21 protein-coding genes are annotated in these 23,155 nt (G+C 70.2%); 6 read left to right on the forward strand and 15 right to left on the reverse strand.

Annotated features, from left to right (window positions below; genetic code table 11):
* The first annotated feature begins 65 nt into the window (after positions 1-65).
* The 4 genes from ID574_RS20340 (at position 66) to ID574_RS20355 (ending at position 4,338) form a co-directional block, all read left to right on the forward strand.
* Positions 66-1,613: a serine/threonine-protein kinase gene (locus tag ID574_RS20340; RefSeq protein WP_188190511.1), complete on the forward strand. Its 1,548-nt coding sequence runs from the start codon at positions 66-68 to the stop codon at positions 1,611-1,613.
* Positions 1,614-1,873: 260 nt separating this feature from the next.
* Positions 1,874-2,335, forward strand: coding sequence for a hypothetical protein (locus ID574_RS20345; protein ID WP_188190512.1), 462 nt, complete (start codon positions 1,874-1,876; stop codon positions 2,333-2,335).
* Between the two features lie 552 nt (positions 2,336-2,887).
* Positions 2,888-3,184 carry a hypothetical protein gene (locus tag ID574_RS20350; RefSeq protein WP_188190513.1) on the forward strand — a complete coding sequence of 99 codons (297 nt, stop codon included), beginning with the start codon at positions 2,888-2,890 and terminating at the stop codon, positions 3,182-3,184.
* Positions 3,184-4,338 carry a DUF6745 domain-containing protein gene (locus tag ID574_RS20355; RefSeq protein ID WP_188190514.1) on the forward strand — a complete coding sequence of 385 codons (1,155 nt, stop codon included), beginning with the start codon at positions 3,184-3,186 and terminating at the stop codon, positions 4,336-4,338. Before ID574_RS20350 ends, ID574_RS20355 begins: the two co-directional genes overlap by 1 nt.
* A 399-nt stretch (positions 4,339-4,737) precedes the next feature.
* On the opposite strand, the gene ID574_RS20360 is transcribed toward ID574_RS20355, so the two are convergent.
* The 13 genes from ID574_RS20360 to ID574_RS20420 form a co-directional block, all read right to left on the reverse strand.
* Complete coding sequence (locus ID574_RS20360; protein ID WP_188190515.1) at positions 4,738-5,571, reverse strand: STM4011 family radical SAM protein; 834 nt, start codon at positions 5,569-5,571, stop codon at positions 4,738-4,740.
* A complete protein-coding gene (locus ID574_RS20365) occupies positions 5,565-6,830 on the reverse strand; it encodes an STM4012 family radical SAM protein (RefSeq protein ID WP_188190516.1) in 1,266 nt (421 codons plus the stop codon). Before ID574_RS20365 ends, ID574_RS20360 begins: the two co-directional genes overlap by 7 nt.
* Positions 6,817-7,602 carry an STM4013/SEN3800 family hydrolase gene (locus ID574_RS20370; RefSeq protein WP_188190871.1) on the reverse strand — a complete coding sequence of 262 codons (786 nt, stop codon included), beginning with the start codon at positions 7,600-7,602 and terminating at the stop codon, positions 6,817-6,819. Before ID574_RS20370 ends, ID574_RS20365 begins: the two co-directional genes overlap by 14 nt.
* A 2-nt stretch (positions 7,603-7,604) precedes the next feature.
* Positions 7,605-8,693, reverse strand: a complete 1,089-nt coding sequence (locus tag ID574_RS20375) for an STM4014 family protein (RefSeq protein ID WP_223166900.1) — start codon at positions 8,691-8,693, stop codon at positions 7,605-7,607.
* 1 nt (position 8,694) lies between these two features.
* Positions 8,695-9,690 (reverse strand): STM4015 family protein, encoded by a 996-nt coding sequence (locus tag ID574_RS20380; RefSeq protein WP_223166901.1) that lies wholly within the window; start codon positions 9,688-9,690, stop codon positions 8,695-8,697.
* Positions 9,690-10,661, reverse strand: coding sequence for an STM4015 family protein (locus ID574_RS20385; RefSeq protein ID WP_188190517.1), 972 nt, complete (start codon positions 10,659-10,661; stop codon positions 9,690-9,692). The genes ID574_RS20380 and ID574_RS20385 overlap by 1 nt, the downstream gene beginning before the upstream one ends.
* Positions 10,662-10,724: 63 nt before the next feature.
* Complete coding sequence (gene efeB / locus ID574_RS20390; RefSeq protein ID WP_223166902.1) at positions 10,725-12,137, reverse strand: iron uptake transporter deferrochelatase/peroxidase subunit; 1,413 nt, start codon at positions 12,135-12,137, stop codon at positions 10,725-10,727.
* A gap of 16 nt (positions 12,138-12,153) precedes the next feature.
* The gene (efeO, locus tag ID574_RS20395; protein WP_188190518.1) at positions 12,154-13,290 is read right to left on the reverse strand and encodes an iron uptake system protein EfeO; all 1,137 of its coding nucleotides are present in this window, start codon (positions 13,288-13,290) and stop codon (positions 12,154-12,156) included.
* Positions 13,291-13,301: 11 nt separating this feature from the next.
* Entirely contained in the window at positions 13,302-14,141 is an 840-nt protein-coding gene (efeU, locus tag ID574_RS20400; RefSeq protein ID WP_223166903.1) for an iron uptake transporter permease EfeU, read from the reverse strand.
* A gap of 95 nt (positions 14,142-14,236) precedes the next feature.
* Positions 14,237-15,604 (reverse strand): glycoside hydrolase family 5 protein, encoded by a 1,368-nt coding sequence (locus ID574_RS20405; RefSeq protein WP_188190520.1) that lies wholly within the window; start codon positions 15,602-15,604, stop codon positions 14,237-14,239.
* 8 nt (positions 15,605-15,612) lie between these two features.
* Entirely contained in the window at positions 15,613-16,455 is an 843-nt protein-coding gene (locus tag ID574_RS20410) for a carbohydrate ABC transporter permease (protein WP_188190521.1), read from the reverse strand.
* Positions 16,452-17,411, reverse strand: a complete 960-nt coding sequence (locus ID574_RS20415; RefSeq protein ID WP_188190522.1) for a carbohydrate ABC transporter permease — start codon at positions 17,409-17,411, stop codon at positions 16,452-16,454. The genes ID574_RS20410 and ID574_RS20415 overlap by 4 nt, the downstream gene beginning before the upstream one ends.
* Positions 17,408-18,694 carry an extracellular solute-binding protein gene (locus ID574_RS20420; protein ID WP_188190523.1) on the reverse strand — a complete coding sequence of 429 codons (1,287 nt, stop codon included), beginning with the start codon at positions 18,692-18,694 and terminating at the stop codon, positions 17,408-17,410. Before ID574_RS20420 ends, ID574_RS20415 begins: the two co-directional genes overlap by 4 nt.
* Before the next feature lie 145 nt (positions 18,695-18,839).
* Here ID574_RS20420 and ID574_RS20425 point away from each other — a divergent pair, with 145 nt between their 5' ends.
* Together ID574_RS20425 and ID574_RS20430 are read left to right on the forward strand one after the other, a co-directional pair.
* On the forward strand, positions 18,840-19,850 hold the full coding sequence (locus ID574_RS20425; protein WP_188190524.1) for a LacI family DNA-binding transcriptional regulator: 1,011 nt from the start codon (positions 18,840-18,842) through the stop codon (positions 19,848-19,850).
* A gap of 126 nt (positions 19,851-19,976) precedes the next feature.
* A complete protein-coding gene (locus ID574_RS20430; protein ID WP_188190525.1) occupies positions 19,977-21,185 on the forward strand; it encodes an FAD-dependent monooxygenase in 1,209 nt (402 codons plus the stop codon).
* Between the two features lie 16 nt (positions 21,186-21,201).
* On the opposite strand, the gene ID574_RS20435 is transcribed toward ID574_RS20430, so the two are convergent.
* Together ID574_RS20435 and ID574_RS20440 are read right to left on the reverse strand one after the other, a co-directional pair.
* Complete coding sequence (locus ID574_RS20435) at positions 21,202-21,342, reverse strand: hypothetical protein (RefSeq protein ID WP_188190526.1); 141 nt, start codon at positions 21,340-21,342, stop codon at positions 21,202-21,204.
* Between the two features lie 81 nt (positions 21,343-21,423).
* Positions 21,424-23,121, reverse strand: a complete 1,698-nt coding sequence (locus ID574_RS20440; RefSeq protein WP_188190527.1) for a serine/threonine-protein kinase — start codon at positions 23,119-23,121, stop codon at positions 21,424-21,426.
* Between the last annotated feature and the right edge of the window lie 34 nt (positions 23,122-23,155).

The raw sequence follows: 23,155 nt of genomic DNA on the forward strand, positions 1-23,155 counted from the left end.
ACCGGGATATGTCTCGCTATGGTGCCTTCGGTTGATCCCCTGCCGTCTCAGGAGTCACTCCTCTCATGCCGAATGTCGAACCCTTACGTGAAGGCGATCCCGCGGCGGTGGGCGGCTACCGGATCGTCGGCAGGCTGGGAGCGGGCGGCCAGGGCACCGTCTATCTGGGGCAGGCGCCCGACGGGAGGCCGGTCGCGGTCAAGGTGCTGCGGGAGGGCGCGGGGTTCGACGACCGGCTCGCCCGGGAGGTCGCCGCGGCGCGGCGGGTTGAGCCGGTCTGCGTCGCCCAGGTGCTGGACGCGTCGCTGGGCGGGCGGGCGTACATCGTCAGCGAGTACGTCGACGGGCCTTCCCTGCAGGAGGCGGGCCGCCACGCCGGCGCCGACCTGCAGCGCCTGGCCGTCGGTACCGCCACCGCGCTGGCCGCCATCCACCGGGCCGGCCTCGTGCACCGAGACTTCAAGCCCGCCAACGTGCTGCTCGGACGGGACGGGCCGCGGGTCATCGACTTCGGGGTCGCCCGCACGGCCGACGCCTCCGCCTCCGTCGCGAGCGGCATCGTCGGCACGCCTGCGTACATGGCGCCGGAGCAGCTCGCGGGCGCGCAGGTCGGGCCCGCGGCGGACGTCTTCGCCTGGGCATCGGTCATCGTGTTCGCGGCGACCGGCACGCCGCCGTTCGGCGACGACACCCTGCCCGCGATCATCAACCGCATCCTGCACGGTGAGCCTTGGCTGGGTGACCTGCCGGAGCCGCTGCGCCCGATCGTGCACGCCTGCCTGGCCAAGGACCCGCACCACCGCCCGACCATGCAGGACGTGCTCCTGCGCCTCATCGGCGGCCCGCAGCCGCCGAACCTCGCCGGGCAGTCGCCGGCCCTCGCCGGGCAGCGGTCCCGGGTGCCGGGGCGTGTGGCTCGTCGCTTCCCGCTCGTCCCCGTGCTGGCCGGAGCGCTCGCCGTGTCGGTGAGCGCCGGCGTCGTCGTCTGGACCGCGTCCTCGAACCGCGAGCCGGCCGCCCCGGTGCTGGCCGCCCACTCCACCGAATCGACGAGCCCGTCGACCACCCCCTCGAAGCGCAGGTCACCCCGGCCGAAGAAGTCCCGGACCCCGGCGGCGAAGCCCACGCCCACCCAGCCCATCCGGCCCCGCCCCACGCCCACGCCCGCGCGTTCGACTTCGCCTTCGACCAAACCCACCGAGACCCGCCGGCAGGCGCCGACGCCGACGCCCTCGCGGACCCGCACGACCGCACGCCCGAGCCCCACGGCGACCAAGGCCGCCGGCGCCTCGTTCTCCATCGCCTATGTACGGGTCCAGGGATCATCGAAGATCAACACTGAGGGCATCACCTGCTACACGGGATCGTTCAACTTCGGAGCCGGAATAGGCGCGACGAAACCGGGTGCGGCGTTCTCCTACCAGTGGCTCTACAACGGGAAGGTCATCGAGAGCGGATCCTCCCGGTTGCCGGCCGGCAGCCGCGACAACTACGTGTTCTCAAAGGACACCATCGACCCACCGGACGGGACCCACACGGTCACCTACCGGATCACCTCGCCGGTCTCCAGAAGCAGGTCCACCACCTTCACCATGTGCCCCACCGCACCCTGACCGGTTGAAACCCTGCCGAGCGGACGCGCGTCCTGTCCCGCTGGACGGCCGAACTGCCGCTCCACGCCGCCGTGTCGGAGATGGGCGGCGTCCCCCGCCTGCGGCTCACCGCCCCGGAGGGTGCCACGCTGGCCGAACGCCTCGCTGTACGCGCTGTCGCCAGTTCTGCTCGACCCGCTGCGCCAACCGCGCCCACGCCGCCGCCTCCCGAGCCCGCCAGCGATAGCGATATCTGAACTACTTCAGATAAGCTTGCCTCTATGGCGACGAAGAGCTTCCCGTACAGCACGTTTCTCAGAGGCCCTTCGGAGGTGCTTCCCACACTGGACCACGCTGACGTCATCCTCGAACGGCGCGATGACGAGAACATCATCCTGATGCGTGCTGAGCGGTTTGAGGCAGGCGCGGCCAGCCTGCGCATTGTTGCGCGTGCGCTGGCCATCGTGGCTCGCAGAAACAGTGACCTCGCCGAGGAGGTCCTTGCCGAGGAGCTTCCTTGGCTCACGTGGCTACCCGACAGTGAGCGTCATGAGTGTGTACGTGAACTGCTCAACCATCTGATCGCGGGGGCGGACACCGGAGAGTTGCTGCCGTTCGCGCGGTCGCTGACCTCCTGGCGCTCTACTGCTGTGATCTGGAGCGACCCCGAGCTCGCCCGCGAACTGCAGGGGCCATTTTCCGGAGACGGCCCGGAGGCGGCCCGTCCGAAAGGAGATTCCTGATGGCCGGCCGGGGCGACGATGTCCCCCGGCCCAATCCTTGGCGTGTTCGTTTCGCTGACCGGCCGGCCGCAGAAGGGTGGAAACAACTCCTCGCACAAGCCCCGGACAATCTTGACAGGGCGTGGGTGGCCATCACGGGGAATCCGCGACATGTGGATTGCCGACAGCACCCGCTCAAGGGCGCACTGGGCATTGTGAAAGTAGGCGGGGCATCACTGGAACAGTGGCAGTACGAGGCCACGTCCGGCGGTCGCCTGTGGTACGCGATCGACGACGAGGAGTGGGCCCTGTGGATTACGCGTGCCGGGACCGGACACCCGAAACAGACCGATCAACGGCGCGCCAGGTAAGTGTTTCGAGGACAGGTGAGGGCGACGCCTCCGGCATGCCGATCCTGCGGACGGGAACGGGGTTGCTTCGTGGCCGGCGCACCCCGTGACGGTCAGCCCGTCCCGTCGCGGGCACAGGGTGAGGTTCGTCGCCCGACGCCGTCGGAATTGTCGGTCGCGGTCGATAGCTTGCGATCATCCCCCCGACGATGGAGGTTGGTCGATGTATCGACAGGGCGACATCCTGATCATGCCGATTCCGGAGGAATCCGCGCCGCGGACCGTGCGGCCCGAGCCGCGGGACGCCCGTGGGCGGCTGGTCCTGGCGCACGGCGAGGCCACCGGGCACTGCCACGCCATCCCCGGTCCGGGCACGCTGTCCGGAGGATTCCTGCACCTGCCCGAGGGCGGCAGGCTCGTGCACGAAGAGCATGACGCGATCTCCCTGCCGAAGGGCTGGTATCGGGTGATCCGGCAGCGCGAATACGTGCCGGGGTCCTACCGGGTGGTGGCCGACTGATGCAGACCCTGACGTGGGAGCAGGCCGCCCGGGCCACCGGAGCGGGCGGTGACCCCGAGGCGGCCGTCCGGCAGGCATACCGTGAGGCCGGGCTGAGCGAGCCGGAGCAGGTGCTCGTGCTGGCCTCGCCCGCGGCCGGGGCCGTCGCGGCGTTCTGGCTGACCGGCGACGCCTCGCGGCGCAAGGCGCTGGAGGAGGCCGGGAGCGGGGTGCCCGAGGCGCTGTTCGCGACGTTGCGGGAGCTCGGGGAGCCCGGGCGGTCGGTGCGGGACGCGGTGCGTACGGTGCCGTGGGAGCGGGCCAGGGCGGCGGCGTATGCCGAGCTCGGGCCGGTCGGGTGGGCGGCGCTGTGGGATCAGACCGGCGGGCGGCTGTGGCCGCAGGTCGACCAGCTCGTCACCGCCCTCCGCCGGGGGATCGGCGAGCTCGGTGACGAGGCGCTGCGCCAGGTGACGTTGGATGCGGTGCTGGGGCAGCACGACGCGCCGTGGCTGTCGGCATTCGACCGGCTTGGCACGTTGGGCCCTCTCAATGGACAGGCCGGTCTCGGCACGCCCGAGGGGCATGGCGGGCTCGGCGCCTCCGACGGGCCCGGTGGGCTCGGTGCCTCCGACGGGCTCGGTGGGCTCAGGCGGGTCGCGGAGAGCGCGGGCTGGTGGTGGCCGTACGAGCGGGTCGCGATCGTCACGGAGCGACCCGTCGAGCTGCACCTCGACGACCTGGGCCGGCTCCACCGCGCCGACGGGCCCGCCATGGCCTACGCCGACGGGTTCGCCCTGCACGCCTGGCACGGCATGCCGGTTCCCGCCGAGTTCGGGGCCGCGATGAGGGACCTCACGCCCGAGCGCATCCGCGCCGAGGACAACGCCGAGCTGCGCCGGGTGATGCTGGAGCACTTCGGCTACGACCGCTACCTGGCCGAGTCCGGCGCGCAGCCCTTGCACCGCGACGAGACCGGCACCCTGTGGCGCATCGAGCTGCCCGACGACGAGCCGATCACCATGGTCGAGGTCGTCAACTCCACGCCCGAGCCCGACGGCACCCGTCGCACCTACTTCCTGCGGGTGCCGCCGTGGGTTCAGCGGGCTCGGGAGGGCGTCGCGTGGACGTTCGGCGTCGCCGAGGAGGACTACCGGCCCGAACGCGAGACCTGAGGGCTCAGATGGTGCCCGGGAGGGCCGGAAGCTGTGCGAGCGCCTGCCGCTGGCGCCCCCGACGGCCGTGGAGTCCTCGCTCGAATACGAGCCCTCCGGCGGCGCCGCGCTCGGCGGCTCCGTCCTGGCCGGCGGCCGGCGCCGCCACGAGATGTACTGGTTCACCAGCGACTTGTGCGCGTACGCCTTCGGCCGTTCCAGACGCGGCCAGCGCCCGAGCACCTTGAGCAGTACGCTCTGCGGCAGGTCCTCGGTGAGATGGGCGGCTCCCGCGAGCAGGCACGCGGTGCGCATCAGCGACTGCTGCTGCCCAGCGACGAACTCACGGAAGCTGCCATGGCGATCCAGGACGACTCCTCTCGCCCGTTACCGACGCCGTCGAAAGGGCGAAAGGCTGGGTCAGCCGGGCCAGATCGCGGGGATGCGCTCCAGGATGCCGCCGGCGAAGACGTCGTAGAGGCCCAGCGGTTCTAGGTGGACATATCCGATATGGCAGTCGCAGGCCGCGGCTGGGCAGGGCCGGGGTCGCAGCGCCGCCTGGTACGAGCCGTCGTACAGGTTGCCCAGCACCTCCGGGATGAAGTGGCAGCGCCGTACCGTGCCGTCGCCGCTCACCGAGATCACGCTGTCCCCCGTGCGGCACGGCAGTCCCGCGCTCGGATGCGCGAAGCGGCTGTAGTGGAAGAGCGGATCGATCTCCGACCATTCGGCCGCCTCGGCGTCGGTGTAGAGGCGGCCTTCCTCGGCGTTCACCCACAGGTATGTTTCCGCAGGCAGATCCGCCCGGAGCCGCCGGGCGTCCGGGAGGTGGGCGGGGTCGCCGACGATGCCGACGCTGTGGCGGACCGGCAGTGAGCGGACCTTGCCGAGGAACCGGTCATAGGGGACCTGCGTCGGGTGGTACGTCACCCACAACGCGGCCCGGTCCGACGCCTCGGCCAGCCACTCGGTACGGCAGCTCAGGTTCGTCTGGATGGCGACCCTGGCGACGTTCGGCAGCCAGGACAGCTCCACGAGCGCCCGCCGGTACCACGACCTGGTCAGCCCCTCGCCCCACGGAGTGAACAGGACCGACACCTCGAATTCCCGCGACGCCACCCACGTCGCGAACCGCTCCAGCGCCGCCCGGTCGGCCCGCAGTTGCTCGGGCGTGTCGCGCCGCTTGGCGAACGGGCAGTAGGCGCAGTCGTAGTCGCAGCTGGCCAGGGGACCGCGATAGAGGATGGTCAGCACGGCGCGTACTCGTCCATGAGCCGCCTGACCTCAGGCGAGAAGAGCGCCGGCCCGATCGCGTCCGAGTGGGCCAGCCCCTCCGCCGTCAGCCCGACGGTCATGCCGTCCACCCGGAGCCAGCCGGCGAAGCGTTCCAGCGGGAAGTCCTCCAGCACGTCGGTGCCGAACCGCTCCAGGTAGAGCCGCCGCGACAGCCCCTGCGCCTGCAGCAGCGACTGGATGAGGTGGCGTCGCTTGCGCTCTTCGAGCGAGAGCTCGAACCCCACGTTCGCCACGCCGAACTCCTCCTCGGCCACGTAGTCGTCGATGATCGAGCGCACCCGCCGCGTCTCCACCGCGTACTCGAACGAGTAGTGCAGCCTGCTCGTGTACGACCGCGCGCCACACCCGAGCCCCACCATGCCGTCGGTCTGGCAGCAGTACTCGGTGGACGTGCCGGTGCCGGGCAGTCGGAACATCCGCATCGACACCTGCTCGTAGCCGGCCGCCGCCAGCCGGTCGCGCCCGGCCCGGTAGAGCTCCATGCGCTGGTCGTCCCACGCCCGCCCCTGCTTGCCGAGGCCGGTGAGCGGGCGGACGTAAAGCGGGTAGAGATACAGCTCCTCGGGCCGCCAAGCGAGTGCCGTCTCGATGGAGTACAGCCACGAGTCGACCGTCTGCCCGTCGATGCCGTAGATCAGATCGATGTTGAGCACCGGCACGCCGGCCGTCCGGATCGCGTCGAGCGCAGCCTCCACCTCGGCGCGTCGCTGTGGGCGCACGGCGGCGCGGGCCTCGGCGTCGACGAAGCTCTGCACGCCGATGGAGATCCGCGTGGTCCCGCGCTCGACCAGGACGGCCAGCCGGTCGGGCGTGGCGGTGGCGGGCGAGGTCTCCACCGACAACGGGATGTGGGCGAAATCGACTCCCATCGTCCGCTCGCTCAGGTCGAACAGACGCGTCAGCTCGCCGGCGCTCAGGTACGTCGGCGTCCCGCCGCCGAATGCCGCCGTGGTGAAACCGGTCTCCTCCAGCGCCTCCCGCACCTGCCCCGCCTGGCGCTCCAGCGCGTCGAGGTAGGCGGCGACCAGGTCCTCCGGGGCGCCGGTTCGGGTGAACAGGTTGCAGAAGCCGCAGCGCATCTCGCAGAAGGGGATGTGCACGTACAGCGCGCCCGGCCGTTCCCCGGCCCAGACCTCCTTCAGCGGCGGCCGCGGGCCGAGCGGCCGGTACGCGGTCTTGTGCGGGTAGGCGTAGACGTAGCCCTCATACGGCCGCATGATCCTCCAGTACGAATTCGGCGTACGGGACCGTCCAGACCACCTCGTGGCCGATCCGGTGCCCGACGTGCCCGTCCTCCCCGTACGCCGTGCCGTGGTCCGAGCAGATGATCACCAGGCACGGGCGGCGCATGAGACCGTAGAGCCGTCCGATGTGCCGGTCGACGTACCGCAGGGCCGCGGCGTGGCTCTCCAGCGAGTCGCCGGTGGCGCCGGGCAGGTAGAAGTGGTTGGGCTGGTGCAGCGCCGACACGTTGACGAACAGGAAGACCCGCCCGCGCACCCGGCGCAGCACCTCGGCGGCCCGGTCGATCTGATGCTCCAGGGACGCCGGGTTCGTCACGCCGAACTCCGGCTCCCAGTGGCTCTCCGCGAACAGGCCCGGCAGTGCGGAGCCGAGCGGCGTCAGCTTGTTGAAGAACCCGACGCCGCCCACGCACACCGTGTGGTAGCCCGCCTGTGCCAGGCCGGTGGGCAGGTCGGGCGCGTCGAACACCCACGTGCCGCCGGCCGTGGTCTCGCTCCCGGGGAACGTGGCCGCGAACAGCCGCGGATGCGGCCCCGGCGTCACCGGGGTGGGCAGGAACCCGGCGAACATGGCCGCGTGGGAGGCGTACGTGAAGCTCCCCGGGCTGTGCCGCCGCTCCCAGGTCACGCCGGGCGGCAGCAGATTGGCGAGCCGGCCGGCTTCGGCCAACCCTGCGGCCACGTCGTAGCGCAGGGTGTCCAGCGTGACGAGGAGGATGTCGTGACTGCCCACGATGTCGTTCATGTTCATCGGGCGCTCGCCGTCATGCCCGCCAGCACAGCCCGGACCTGCTCCGCGTAGGTATCCCGGCCATGTCCCGAAATATCCCCTAAGCCGGGCAGCAGGTCCCCGAACGCGTTCACCTCGGCCACCGCCACCGAGCGCCAATCCGCGCCCACCATGACATCCACACCCGTGGCAAGGCTGCCGGGAAAGCACGCCGCCGCCCGCGCGCACACGTCCATCATCCGCTCCCACAGCTCCGCCCGTGACCGCACCAGCTCCAGATCGCCGCGGCGCCCGCCGAGGTGCAGGTTCGTCATCGGCGTGCGGCTCGTGCGCACCACCGCGTGCGTCGGCCTGCCGGCGACGGTCACCACCCGCAGGTCGAACACCCTCCCGCCGGCCGACGCCTTCGGGAACCACCTCTCGACGTGCAGCCCGTCACCGGCCAGGAGGTCCACGACCCGCTCCACCTCCTCGTGGGAGGTGTAGGTGCGTACGCGCAGCGAGTTGAACAGCGTGCCCCCGGACCCCCAAGCCGCCGACGTGACGGCCTGGACCCGGTCGCCGCGCGCGTGGAGCGCGATCACTCCCGACGCCGACGATCCGTGCACGGGCTTGACGAACACGCGGGCCCACTTCCTGCGCGCCATCTCCGCACGCAGCTCCGCGTACGAGCAGATCTCGAAGGCCGGCGGCACCGGCACCCCCGCGGCCGACAGCACGGCGTGGCAGCGCCTCTTGTCGAACATCACCGCGATCTCCCGGACGTCCCCGAGCAGTCGCACGCCCGGGATGGCGGCGACCCGTTCCAGCCCCGCCGTGAACGCGGTGTACCAGGCCGCGCCCCCGCCGACCCGCGCCGGATCCCCGGGCCCGCGCAGCAACGCGTCGGTCTCGGCGTCCTCGCCCGGCGAGTCCACCCGCAGCAGCGAGCCCTCCGGGACGCGCAGCTCCCGCCCGGCCAGCACGTCGCGCCAGGAGATCACGTACGGCTCCGCCAGCCCGGCGGCCACCACGGCGTGGCGGAACATCGTCACCCGCCGATGCCCCGGTATTCCCACCACGGCGAAGCGGCCGGCGGAACCGTTCAGGACCGAGCCGCCCGGCACGTCACTCGCTCACCGCGACGAACCGCCAGGAGTTCTCCCGGCTCTCGCGGCCGGAGAGCACGACTTCGACCCCGGGCAGGGCCTTGGCCACGCGCTCCATCATCGAGGCGGACATGAAGTGATGATCGAGGTTGAGCCACCGCAGGTGAGTGAGCGGCTGGCCGCTGAGCAACGCCTCCGCCCCGGCGTCGCCGAGCGAGCCCATCGACAGGCTGAGCGACTCCAGCCTGCCCACGATGGGCGCGGCGGCCACGGCGGCGGCGATCTCGTCCTGAAACTCGGAGTTCTGCAGCCGCAGGTGGCGCAGCGCGGGCAGCCGCTCGCCGCTCATGATGGGGGCGACATCGTTGATCGTGGCGTCACCGCCGTACTGGTCGATGCCGAACCACAGCTCCAGGAGCTCCAGGGCGGGCAGGTCGCTGCCGGCGACCGCGCGGACGACGTCACCGGGAAGCCCTCCGGTCTCCATCCGCAGCATCCGCAGCGCGTCATGCCGGACCGGGCCCATGCGCAGCTCGGAGCCGCCGCGCACCTCAAGACGTTCGAGCTTCGGGAACGCCTCCAGCAGTGGCGTGATGTCCGCCTGCTGGATCCACGAGATCTCGGACTCCTCCGGCGAGATCGCGCCGAGGAAGATCGCGCGCAGCGCGGGCAGGCGTTCGGCCTCCGCGGCCAGCCGGGCCACGATGGGGTCGGCAGACTCCTCGTAGCACTCCTCCCACTCGCCGAAGACGAGGGCCGTGACCTGCGAGGTGTCCACGTGGTCGAAGAACCAGTCGAGAGTCTCCTCGATCTTCTCGGGGAAATCCTCGGACTCTTCGCTCGCGGTGAGCCGCCACGCCACGGCCCCGGCCTCCGGCAGCGGCCCGCCGCCCTCCTGCTCGTCCTCATCCAAGGCCGCGTCGGCGATGCGTAACCCGGCGTATTTCTCGTCGTAGCGCTCATAATGGCTGGGCAGCTCGGTGTAGTGGATCATGGTTTCCGGTTCGTTGCGCATTATTCGTCCACCGCCACGTAGTGCCATTCCTCGCCGTCGTCCTCGTCGGGCTCTTCCTGATCGGACAGGTCCACCTCCACGCCGGGCAGAGCCTCGGTCACCCGACGCATCATCCCGTCGGTGAGGTAGTGGTGGTGCAGGTCGAGCCGGCGCAGGTGGGTCAGGGGCTGGCCGGTGAGCAGCGCCTCGGCCCCCTGGTCGGTGAGCACGCCCATGGACAGGGCGAGCGTCTCCAGCCTGGCCACGACCGGCGCCGACGCCACGGCGGCGGCGATGTCGTCCTGTATCTCGCTGTCCTGCAGCCCCAGGTAGCGCAGCGCGGGCAGCCGCTCGCCCCGGAGAATCGGGTCGAGGTCGGCGACCGTCGTGGTGCCGCCGTATTCGTCCACGCCGAGCCACAGCTCCAGGTGTTCGAGCGCGGGCAGGTCGCTGCCGGCCACCGCCCGCGTCACCGAGCCGTCGAGCCCGCCGGTCTCGATCCGCAGCATGCGCAGCGCGTCATGCCGGATGGGGCGCAGCCGCAGCCCCGAACCGCCGCGCACCTCCAGGCGTTCGAGCTTCGGGAACGCCTCCAGCAGCGGCGTGATGTCCGACTGCTGGATCCACGAGATCTCGGAGTAATCGGAGCTGATCGCGCCGAAGAAGAGCGAGCGCAGCGCGGGCAGCCGGGGAGCCTCCTGGACCAGTCGGTCGACGATGGGGGCGGAGGGCTCCGTATAGCAGTCCGGCCACTCCCCGATGACGATCGCGGTGACGCGGGAGGCGTCAACCTGCTCGAAGAACGCGTCGAAGGCGTCGCCGAACTGGTCGTAGGTGCCGTCGGGCCACGAACTCGCGCTGAGCCGCCACGCGACCTCGCCACTGTCGGGTGGTGGCTCGCCAGGGGGTGAGGTGATCTGCACCACCGGCAGGCCGGCGTAGCGTTCGGCGTAACGGTGCTTATAGCCGAAGTACTGGTCGTACTCGATCATCGGGGGAGTCCTCGGTCGGGGGGTTGACGCGTCCTGTCCTACCAGACCCGGCCGACACTTCGATCACGCGAAGAGCGTTCTCCCCCAATAGTCTCCCGCATCCCGGACGCCGGGCGGGCAGGCGAACAGCCCGCTGCTGACGTGTTTGATGTACTCGTTGAGCGGATCGGTCTTGGCCAGGCTCATCTGCACGGGCACGAACTGCTTGCGTGGATCCCGCTGATACGCGATGAAAAATAGCCCGGCGTCCAGCCGCCCCAGCCCGTCCGAGCCGTCCACGAAGTTGTAGCCGCGGCGCAGCAGGTGCGCGTTGCCGTGGGAGCTCGGGTGGGCCAGGCGGACGTGGGCGTCCATGGGGATGCGCGGCTGGCCGTCCGGGCCCTTGGCCGCGAAGTCGAGCGTGTCGAACTCGCGCTTGCCGCCCAGCGGCGCGCCCTCGCCTTTGTCCCTGCCGATGATCTGCTCCTGCTCCAGGAGCGACGTGCGGTCCCAGGTCTCGATCATCATGCGGATCTTCCTGGTGACCAGGTAGGTGCCGGCCGCCATCCAGGCCGCGCCGTCCCCGGCCGCCGCCCACAGCTGGTCGCGCAGGAGGTCTGCGTCCTCCAGCTTCAGGTTGTTGGTGCCGTCCTTGAATCCCATCAGGTTGCGGGGCGTGGTCTGGGCCCGCGACGTGGACGACGTGCGGCCGAAGCCGAGCTGCGACCAGCGGACGGAGACCCGGCCGAAGCCGACCCTGGCCAGGTTGCGGATGGCGTGCACGGCGACCTGCGGGTCGTGGGCGCACGCCTGCACGCAGATGTCGCCGCCGGAGATTTCTGGAATGAGCTGTTCTCCCGGAAATTTCGGCAGGTCGGCGAGGGCCGCCGGGCGCTTGCCCGCCAGCCCGAACCGCTCGTCGAAGAGCGAGGGACCGAAGCCGATGGTCAGCGTCAGGCCGGAGGCCGGCAGGCCGAGCGCCTCCCCCGTGTCGTCGGGCGCGGCCTCGGGGGCGCCGCCCACCGCGCCGTACGAGCCCGCCTCCTTGCCCTGCGTCAGCCGGGCGGCCGCGGCCGTCCACTCCTGCAGCAGCTCGACCAGCTCGGCCCGCTTGTCCGTGGTGACGTCGAACGCCACGAAATGCAGGCGGTCCTGGGCGGGGGTGACGATGCCCGCCTGATGCTCGCCGTAGAACGGGTAAGGGTCGGAGGTCGAGGAGGCGTGCGCGACCGGCGGCTCGTCGAGCAGTGAGCTCGCCGCCACCGCCCCGGCGCCCACGACCGCCGCGCCGGCCGCGCCCAGTCCGAACAGGCTCCTGCGGCTCATCCGCCGCCCGGCGCCCTCACCCGGCCGCCCGGGCTCCGTACGGTCCGAGCGCCGGTCGGACCCTGCGGTGGTCGCCTCGGCCGAGGGTCGTTCGAGACCCTGGGCGGCCCTGGCCTCGTCCGAGGGGTGGCCGGGGTGGCCCGGATCGCGGGGGTTCGTGGTTGAAGACATCGCGCCATACCTCCCGCTACTTCGCGACCACCGGGGCGATCTTGCTGATCGGCTCGCCCAGCGCGTTGATCGCGTCCGACAGCGTCTTCAGCTCGGCCTTGGACAGCTCGTTGTGCAGCTGCCAGCCGTCGCCCTTCCGGTGCACCTCCAGCGCCGCCTCGGCCGCCGCGAACTTCTCGTCCAGCGTCTTGACCAGGTCGGGAGCCCGCTCTTCCAGCACCGGCCGGAGCGACTGCACGGCCGCCTTGGAGCCCTGGAGATTGGCCGCGAAGTCCCACAGGTCGGTGTGCGACCAGATGTCCTCCTCACCGGTGATCTTCCCGGTGGCCACCTCGTCCAGCAGCTCCTTGGCACCGTTGGCCAGGTTGAGCGGGGTGAGTTCGGCGGCGTTCGCCTTCTCGACGATGGTCTTCACGTCGGCGATCAGCTTGTCGGCCATCGGGCCCGACTCGCTGACGTCCTTGTGGATCCACAGATCCTTCTCGATCTTGTGGAAGCCGGTCCACTCCTCGCCCTCGGCCAGGTCGGCCTCGCGGCCGTCGATGGCCGGGTCGAGGTCGCCGAAGATCTCCGCCACCGGCTCGATGCGCTCCCAGTACGTCCGCGAAATCGGGTAGAGCGTCTTGGCCTCCTCGATCTTGCCGGCCTTGACCGCGTCCACGAACTCCTGCGTCTTGACCAGCAGCGTGTCGGTCTGCGACTTGACGTAGCGCTTGTAGCTGGCCACGGCTTCGGCGAGCTTGGCGTCCGCGGTGAGCTTCTTGTGCTCGCCGGTGACCTTGAGCGGGTTGCGGATGCCCTTTCCGACCATGCCCGGCTTGCACGCTGTCTCGTACGCGCCCGCGGGCAGCTCGGCGATGAGCTCGCGGGTCAGCCCCGGCACGATGTTCTCGACCTCGGCCATGACGCGGTCACCCGGGGCGTACACGTAGAACTCGGTCACCTTGCTGCCGCCGTTGGTGATGGCGAACGTCGTGGTGCCGGCCGCGACCTCCGACGCGGCGACCTTGCACTCGGTGTCGGTCGCGGCCACGGCGATCTTCCCGGGCTTGGCGGGGGCCGAAGCAGAGGTGGGGGCGGAGCCCCCGGAGCCGCACGCGGTCAGGCCCGCGAGGGCGAGCGCGCCGAAGGACAGGCGGATGGCGGTACGCATGATGCTCCTGTTCACGCCGCGGACGACGCGGGCTTCGGGGTGGTCTTGGCCCGCTGCGGGCGCAGGAAGAGGACGAGGGTGGGGACGAGGTACGCGGCCCAGGCCATGACCTCGACGACGCTCGGCTGCGGAGTGATGTTGAACATGCCCGACAGCACGTTGCCGTACCAGGAGTCGGCGGGCAGCGCGGCGCTGATGTCGAAGGCGTAGGTGCTCAGGCCCGGCAGCACCCCGGCCTCCTGCAGGTCGTGCACGCCGTACTTGAGGATCCCCGCGGCCACCACGATGAGCAGCAGCCCGGTCCACGTGAAGAACCGGGTGAGGTTGATCCTGATGGCACTGGCGTAGATCCCCCAGCCGATCAGCACGGCGGTGAGCACTCCCAGCGTGACGCCGATCAACGGATCGGCCGTCGTGGTGGCGCCCTGGGCGAAGGCGAAGAACAGCAGCGCCGTCTCCAGGCCCTCCCGCGCGACGGCCAGGAACGCCATGACGACCACGGCGAGCGAGCCCACTTCGAGCGCCTCGGAGAGCTTGCCCCGCAGCTCCCCGGAGAGCGCGCGGGCCGCCCGCCGCATCCAGAAGATCATCCAGGTGACGAACACCACGGCCAGCAGCGATGTGATCGCCTCGAACAGCTCCTGACTCGTGTACTCCAGACGCGCCGCCGTGAAGGTCAGCAGCGCCCCGAACCCGACGGACAGCACGACGGCGACGGCGACGCCGCCCCAAACTTGGGGGAGTCTGTCTTTCCTGTCGCTCTTGACCAGGAAGGCGATGAGGACAGAGACGACGAGCGACGCCTCCAGGCCCTCGCGTAGGCCGATCAGATAACTGGCGAACACCGTCACTCCCGCAAGGTGAGGAAAGCCTTACCTAAGTAAGGCTGGCCGAAGCATACTCACCCGCGGGCCTCAAAGCGATAGCCCCGACGGTGTGTGGATGGTCACTGTGCCAGGTTGTCCGCCAGCAACTCGAGGAGGGGTTCACGGCGTACGCACTGCTCCAGCAGGAACGAGTCCGCCAGGGCGATCAGCTCGTCGTCGCCCAGCCCGCGGAACAGCTCGGCGTACTCCGGCAGCAGCGCCTGCGCGATCAGGATGTGCCTGATCAGGTCGTCGCTCTGGTAGCGGGCGCCCCACGGGTACGGATCCCACGTGGGGAACTCGGTCTCGATCAGCCGGTGCAGGGGCGCGAGCACGTCCGCCGCCTCCTCCATGGTGGAGCCCCAGCGGTCCGCGCCGAGCCGCCGCTTCTTGGCGATGAAGCCGCCGAACCTGTCGAGGTACGGCCCCGCGGCGTGCACCAGCCCCTGCAGCCCCACATCCTTGTACGTCCACAGCGACCAGCCCACGTCCTGGCCGTCGTAGATCTCCAGCTGGTCCCGCAGGACCTGGTAGCGCTGCTCGTCCACCGCCGGATCCCCGGTGTACACGGGCCCGAACTCGCCCACCCACAGCGGCGTGCCGGTCTCGCGCTGGAATTTGGAGCGCTTGGCGAACGTGCGCTCCAGCTCGGCGCGGTCGCACCACTCGCCGCGCGTGTAGCCGGGGTAGGGCCCGCCGTGCGCGAAACCAGCCAGCGCGTAGTCGTGCATGACAAATACCGTGTTCTCGTACATCTCCCGAAATATCGAGAAATCGGTGGCGTACGTGTTCCCATCCAGGAACAGGATGTGATGCGGGTCGGCGGCGCGCACGGCCTTCACCAGGCGGTCGTAGAAGGGACCGATGACCTTGCCCGTCACGTCGCCCGGCTCGTTGACCGGGTTGTAGCCCGCCACCCAGGGGTTGTCGCGGTAGTGGTCGGCGATGGCCTCCCACAGGTGCACCGCCCGGTCCTGGAAGTGGCGGTGCTGCCAGAACGCCGCCACGTGCGTGGGGTTGTCGGAGTGCCAGTGCTGGTTCTGCGACCCCGGCAGGGCGTGCAGGTCGATCACGCTGTAGACGCCGCGCTCGCCGAGCAGCCCGATCACCCGGTCCAGGTGGCGGAAGCCGCGCTGGTCGATCTCGAAGGGGCGGTCGTCGGCCTCCCAGTGGTGGTAGTTGACCGGGATGCGCACGCAGTTCATGCCCAGCCCGGCCAGCAGATCGGCGTCCCGCTCGGTGAAGAACGAGGTCAGGAGCCGGTCGAAGAACAGCTCCGCCCGCTCCTCGCCCAGGACGCCGCGCACGGCGTTCCGCATCGAGGTCTCGTTGGCCGGGTAGCCGGTGATGAAGTTCTCCATGTTCATCCAGCCCCCGAGGCCCACCCCGCGGAGCCGTACCGGCTGGTCGTCGTCCGTGACGAGATGGGTTCCGGACACATGCAGCATGAAAGCGGTCATCCCTTCGTTGCACCCGCGGTGAGCCCACCGACCAGGTGACGTTCCGCGATGGCGTAGAACCCGAGCGCCGGCACCATGGCCAGGACCAGGTAGGCGAGGATGCGGGCGGTGTCGGAGGCGTACTGGCCCTGGAACTGCTGGATGCCGAGCGGCAGCGTCCAGCTGGCCTCCTCGCTGAAGACCACGAGCGGCAGCATGAAGTTGTTCCAGCTGCCCACGATGGCCAGGACCGAGACAGTGGCGATGGCGGGCCGGGCCATCGGCAGCAGGATCCGCCAGAAGAACCCGAACGGGGTGCAGCCGTCGATGATGGCCGCCTCCTCGATCTCGCCCGGGATGCTCCTGAAGAAGCCGCGCAGGATGATGATCGTCAGCGGCAGGCCGAAGGCCGCCTGCGTCAGGATGACGCCGAGGGGGTTGTCCAGCAGGCCGAACGTGCGCAGCAGCACGAAGATCGGCAGGATGGCCACCGCGAACGGGAACATCAGGCCCGCCGTGAACAGCGTGAACAGCGCCTCCCTGCCGCGGAAGGCGTACCGGGCGAAGATGAACCCCGCCAGCGCCGCGAACCCGACCGTCAGCACGGTCGTGACGACGGCGATGAACGTGCTGTTCCACATCTGCAGCCAGAACGACCCCGAGCCGAGCACGTCGGTGTAGTTGGCGGTCACCCACGTCTCCGGCAGCCCGAAGGGGTTGGTCGACAGCTCGCTGTTCTCCTTGAACCCGCCGAGCAACGCGTAGACGACGGGGACGAGGATGAAGGCGCCGACGATCCACGCGATCGCGTGCAGAGGCAGCGTGGTGGCCCGGGGCTGGGACTTCTTGCGATGGATCATCGGCGGCCCCCCATGGTGGTGGTTGCCCCGGCGAGGTCGCGGCGCATCACGAAACGCTGGTAGACGAGGGCGAAGACGAGGCTGAGCACGAACATCACGACGCTGATCGCGCTGGCGTAACCGACCTGGGAGCGCTTGAACCCGTACTCCATCATGGTCACGGCCATCGTCTCGGACGAGTGCGACGGCCCGCCCCCGGTGAGGATCCACACCAGGTCGAACAGCTGGATGGTGTAGATGACGGACAGGAAGACGCTGATCCGGATCGTCGGCCCGAGCAGCGGCAGCGTGATGTGCCTGAACGTCTTCCAGGTGGTCGCGCCGTCGATCTGGGCGGCCTCGATGAGCTCGTTGGGGATGTTCTGCCGGCCGGCCAGGTAGATCATCATGTGGAAGCCGAAGTACTTCCACGTCATGACCAGGAACAGCGACGGCATCACGGTGTCGGGGTCGGCCAGGAACTCCGACTCGATCCCGAACACCGACAGCAGCTCGTTCGCCATGCCGGAGCCGGGCGAGAGGATCAGCGAGAACAGCACGCCGGTGATCACTTCGGACAGCACGTACGGCGCGAAGAACACCAGCCGGTAGAGCGTCCGCCCGCGGATGCGCTGGTTGAGCAGCATCGCGATGGCCAGCGAGAACGGCAGCTGGATGCACACCGACAGCAGGACCAGCACCAGCAGGTGCCACATGTCCTGAACGAAGATCTCGGTGCCGAACAGCCGGGTGAAGTTGTCGAATCCGATGAAGTTGGTGGGCAGGCCCCCGAACCCGTTCCACCGGAAGGCGCTGGCGTAGACGGCCACCAGGATCGGTGCCACGACCAGCAGGAGGAACAGCACGAGGGCGGGCAGCAGGAAGAGAGTGATCGTCAGCCAACGACCGCGGCGCTTGGCGGCAGGGGCGGGGGCCGGAAGCATGACCGCCTCCGGCCCTCGGGTGAGTATCGTCATTCTTCGCTCTTGGCCACTTCGGTGATGTCCTGGGTGACTTCCTCCGGCGTCTTCGTGCCGGCGATCAACTCGGCCACGCTGTCGTTGACCTGCTGGCCGACGGCCGGCGGGTACGCCTGGTCGAGGTAGAGCTGGTAGCCGCCGGCGTTGGCCAGCATGGTCGCCACCTGCTTGAGGTTCGCGTCCTTGACGGCACTCTCCTCGCCCTTGAGCACCGGCAGCACGCCGCCGGACTCCACGGCCTTGGAGTGGTTGCCCATCTCCGTCATGAACTTCACGAACGCGACGGCTTCCTTCGGCGCGTCCGCGCCCACGGCCAGGCCGCCGCCCCCGCCGAACGCGTCCGTGGCCGAGCCCTTGCCGCCCTCGACGGAGGGGAAGGGGAAGAAGCCGAGGTCGTCGCCCAGGCCCTTGCCCGCGTCGGCCTGCACGACAGGTGCCCACTGGCCCATGAGCTCCATGGCGGCCTTGCCGTTGCCCATCGTCGCCGCCTGCCCGTCAGGCGTGGAGTAGGCCGCCCCGAGGAAGCCCTTCTGGAACGGCTGCAGGTCGGCCAGCGCCTTGACCTGCTGTCCCGCGGCGACGAAGTCGGGCTTGTTGAAGTCCTTGTCCACTGCCGCCTGCTTGAGCGCGTCGAGGCCGGCGATGCGCATGGCGAGGTAGGCCCAGTAGTAGTGGCCGGGCCATTTCTCCTTGCCGGCCAGGGCGATCGGGGTGATGCCGGCCGCCTTGAGCTTCTTGACGTCCTCGAGGAACGCGGACCACGTCGCCGGTGGCTGCGTGATGCCCGCCTTCTCGAAAAGTTTCTTGTTGTACCAGAAACCCACCGCCCCGATGTCGGTGGGCAGCCCATACGTCTTGCCGTCGAACTGGTACGCGCTCAGCGCCGCCGGCGTGAAGGTCGGCAGGACGTCGGCGACGTCGCCGGAGATGTCCTTGACCAGCCCCGCGTCGATCTGCTGCTTCAGCACCCCGCCGCCCCAGGTGGCGAACAGGTCGGGCGCCTTGCCGGACTGCGTGATCGTGGTGAGCTTCGCCTTGTAGGCGTCATTTTCCAGGACCGTCTGCTTGATCGTGACGTTGGGGTTCTTGGCCATGAACTCCTTGGCGCGCTGCTCCCAGAGGGACTTGAGCGGCTCGGTGGTCGACAGGTGCCACCACTCGAGCGTGACCTTCCCGGGCGCGCCGCCCTGGCCGGGCTGCGTGGTCGCGGAGCCACCGCCACCACCGCCACAACCGGCCACGAGCACGGCGGCCGCGATCAACACCAAACTACGTTTCATTCAGGGGTCCCTTCCTCAGCGTGGCGAAAGTTTCGTGAACCCCCCGATAGTTTCTTACGGCGGAGCTTAGGTAAATGGCATGTAAAGCGTCAACACCCCCAGGGAGAGCGACGCCAAACCGAAACTTTCGGATACACTCCCGATCGTGTCAGCGAAGAGGCGGGTCACGATCGCACTGATCGCGGAAGAGGCCGGGGTGTCCATCCCCACGGTCTCGAAGGTCATCAACGGGCGCCCGGAGGTCGCTCCGGCGACCCGCCATCGGGTCGAACGTTTGCTCCAGGAACACGGCTACCAACGCCGCGTCAGCCAGGACGACACCCCGGCCGGCCTGGTCGACCTGGTCTTCGCCGAGATCGAGTCGCCGTGGGCCATGGAGATCGTGCGCGGGGCCGAGAGCGCCGCCCACGAGGCCGGGGCCAGCGTCGTCATCTCGGTCCTCCACACGCACGCCGGGCCCGGGCGCGACTGGCTCGAACGCTTGGCCGCCCGCCGCACGGACGGCGTGGTCATCGTCGCGTCCCGCCTGTCCACCGGCATCCAGGCGCAGCTGAGCGCGCGCTCGCTGCCGTTCGCGGTGGTGGACCCGGAGGGCGAGCCGGCTCCGGGTGTGGTCTCGGTCGGCGCCACCAACTGGAACGGCGGCCTGGCCGCCACCCGGCACCTGCTGGAGCTGGGGCATCGCCGCATCGGCATGATCAGCGGCCCGGCGGACATGCTGTGCAGCCAGGCCCGCATAGACGGCTACCGCGCCGCGCTGGAGACGGCGGGGGTGCCGCTCGCGCCCGAGCTGGTGAGGCGGGGAACGTTCCTGGTCGAATCCGGCCACGACGAGGGCCACGCCCTGCTGTCCCTGGAGGATCCGCCGACGGCCATCTTCGCCGGCAGCGACCTGATGGCGTTCGGCGTGTTCGAGGCGGCCCGGCAGCGCGGGCTGCGTGTGCCCGAGGACCTGAGCGTGGTCGGCTTCGACGACCTGCCTCTGGCCAAGTCGGCCTGGCCCCCGCTGACCACGGTCCGCCAGCCGCTGCAGGAGATGGCGGCGCTCGCCACCCGTACGGTGCTGGCCATGGGGCGGGGCGAGGTGCCGGAGACCAAGCGCGTGGAACTGGCCACGGAGCTGATCGTCCGCGAGAGCACGGCCCGGTACGAGTGACCGCTTAGGGCGGGTCCGTACCGGGAGGGATCTTTAGTCCCCTGGCGCGTCTTCTGACTCCATGCCACATGCCTTCTGTTACTGTCGGCAATGTCGTGATTACATTGCGTCACAACAGGAGTTCCTGTGAAGGTCGCCTGCGTCGGCGGCGGACCCGCCAGCCTGTACTTCTCGATCCTGATGAAACGGGTGGACCCGTCCCATGAGATCACCGTCTATGAGCGGAACCCGGCAGGGTCCACGTATGGCTGGGGTGTGACCTATTGGGACGAACTGCTACCCAACCTCCATGACGCTGACGCCGAGTCGGCCCAGGCCATCGCGGAGGGCTCGGTCCGCTGGGACACCTGGGTCATGACCATCCGCGACCGCGTGACGGTGACGGCGGAGCACGGGGACGAGGGCTTCGGCATCGGCCGGCGGGAGCTGCTCGGCATCTTCGAGAAACGGGCCCGCGCCCTCGGCGTGCGCATCGAGTTCGAGCACGAGATCGCCGACGAGCGCGAAGTGGCCGACGCCGACCTCGTCGTCGCCGGTGACGGTGTCAACAGCGGGTTGCGGGAGCGCCACTCCGGCCATTTCGGCACCCAGGTCGTGGTCGGGCGCCACAAGTACATCTGGCTCGGCACCACGAAGATCTTCGACGCGTTCACCTTCGCCTTCGTGCCGACCCCGCACGGCTGGATCTGGTGTTACGGCTACGGATTCGGCAAGGACCACAGCACCTGCGTCGTCGAGTGCCCCCCAGAGTCCTGGAGAGGGCTCGGGTTCCACGAGGCGAACGAGGCCGACAGCCTGGCCCTGCTGGAAAAGCTGTTCGCCGACATGCTGGACGGGCACCCGCTGATCGGGCGGACGCAGGGCGACGGCAGCGCGCACTGGCTGAACTTCCGCACCCTGACCAACCGGACGTGGCACCGCGGCAAGCTCGTCCTGGCCGGGGACGCCGCGCACACCACGCACTATTCCATCGGCGCCGGCACCGTGCTGGCGCTGGGGGACGCAGCCGCCCTGGTCGCCGCGCTCCACACGACGCCGGACCTGCAGCGCGCGCTCGCCCGTTACGAACGGGAACGCAAATCCGCGATCCGCACCGCCCAGCGGGCGGCCCGGCAGAGCGCCCGGTGGTTCGAGGACCTCCCGCGCTACATCGACCTACCACCGGAGCAGACGTTCGCGCTGCTCGGCCGGCGACACTCCGTGGTGCTCCCGCACGTCCCGCCCTCGCTGTACTACCGGGTCGACCAGGCGGCCGAACGGTTCAGCTCGCTGCCCGTCCTCAGGAAGTGGCGGGGGCCGAAGCCCGCCGGGAACGAGACAGGGCCGGCCGAATGAGGCCGGGCGGGCGCGCTCAGCGCTCCGGGTGGCCCTCGTCGGCCCGGTGGACGCGGCTCCAGGTGGCGCCGCAGCCGCAGCGGTAGTCCTCGACCAGGTCACCGTCCTCGGTGACGGCCATGCCTTGGCGGACGCGGACGTGGACGTGCTCGCTCATGGGGGTCTTCCTTGCCAGGCGTTTGCGCAGTTCACAGCGTACGCCAGCGTACCGCCACCGCTGCGGCCTTTACCGCGTCCTTCAGTGGAAGGAGGATCCACGCGGCTCCTGGCCGTTCACGCTGCCGACGCAGCGGTAGAAGCGCACCCCGTCCTCGAACTGCGCCTGGGACGGCGGCATGACGTCGGCCTGCCATCTGGCGGCCGCGATCGTCCTGGCCGCGCCGACCCTGCTGGCCAGGAGCACCGTGCGGTTGCAGACCCGTTTGACCGTCGGGTGCCTGGCGAGGTCCTGCTGCACGTACGTCTCGGCGTCCTTGGGGATCGGGGCCACCGCGAACGTCTCCCACGAGTGCCTCTCCTCGCAGCCGAGCCGCCGGGCCTTGGTGTCGCCCACGATGATCACCATGCCGCCCCAGCACTCCGACTCCCGCACGCAGGCTGCTCCGGCGTCGCGCACCTTGGCGGCCGGGCAGTTCTCCGTGTAGGTGTCCAGCCCCGTGAACACGCCGGCGGGCTTCCGCGTGGCCTCCTTCGTGCTCTCCTCGGTCGGCTCCGTGGCGTCGGGCTGGGCCTGCCGGGTCTCCGGCTGCTGGATGACCTGGTTGTAGATGATCGCGCCGCCGCCTGCAACGATCACCAGGGAGAGGGCGGCGATGATCGCGACCAGGGCCTTGTTGACACCGTGAGGTGTGGGCGGCCGGGTGTCGTGCCGGCTGCCCGGGGGCGGCTCGGTGTGGTGCTGCCCGGTCCCTGGGAAGTGCGCCGGAAACGGGGCTCCGGCCTGCGGGGGCACCGCCGGGTTGACGGGCGCGGGCACGGAACGGGCGAACGGCGCGGCGTGGTGCCCGGACGGTGCGGCAGGGTGGCCGGAAGGTGGGCCGGACGGTGCGGCAGGATGGCCGGGCGACGGGGCGGACGGCGCCGTGTGGTGGCCCGGCGGAGGGACGGGTGGCGCCGAGTGGCGGCCTGAAGGCGACGGGCTCAGGGGGACGGCGGCGAGGGCGTCGCGGAAGGCGGCGGCGCTCGGAGGCCGTTCCCGCGGATCGCTGGCCAGCGCCTGCCGCAGCACGGCGGTCAGCGCGGGCGGCACCCCCGGGATCTCCGGAACCGGGAGGCGGTGCAGGGCCAGGATCATGGCCAGGTTCGGGACGCCGTTCTCCGGGAAGCGGGGCGGGCGGCCGGACAGCAGGGCGTAGACGGTGGCCGCCAGGGCGTACACGTCGCCGGCCGGACTCGGCTCGGCCAGGTCGAAGGCCTCGGGCGGCGCGTACGAAGGCGTCAACGACTCCCTCGTCACCGAGGCCTCCGGCCCGGAGGCGGGCATCGTGGCCAGGCCGAAGTCCGACAAAGCCACCTGGCCGTAGCGGTTGATGAGAAGGTTGCCCGGCTTCACGTCGCGGTGCAGAACGCCCTGCTCGTGCGCGGCGGCCAGCGCGTCCGCGATGCGCACGCCCACGTCCCGCGCCTCGGCGGGGCCGAGCCTGCGACCGGACAGGGAGCCGCCCGGACAGAGCTCGAGCACCATGTAAGGCCGCCCGTCGGGCAGCAGGCCCGCGTCGTAGACCGGCACCACATGGGGATGCCCGGACAGGGCACCGGCCGCGGTGACCTCGCGGATGAAGCGGCGCCGGTCGCGGTCGGACAGCAGGACCCGGTTGTCGACCTTGAGCGCGACCTCACGGCCCACGGCCGACTGCAGGGCGAGGTACACGACACCGAAGCCGCCCTGCCCGATCACGCCCTTGATCTCGTAGCCGGGCACGGATAATTCGGACACGCGCCGAAGCGTACACGGTGAAGATTCAATCGAT

It is taken from the genome of Nonomuraea sp. SYSU D8015 (assembly GCF_008065375.1).
Taxonomy (GTDB): Bacteria; Actinomycetota; Actinomycetes; order Streptosporangiales; family Streptosporangiaceae; genus Nonomuraea.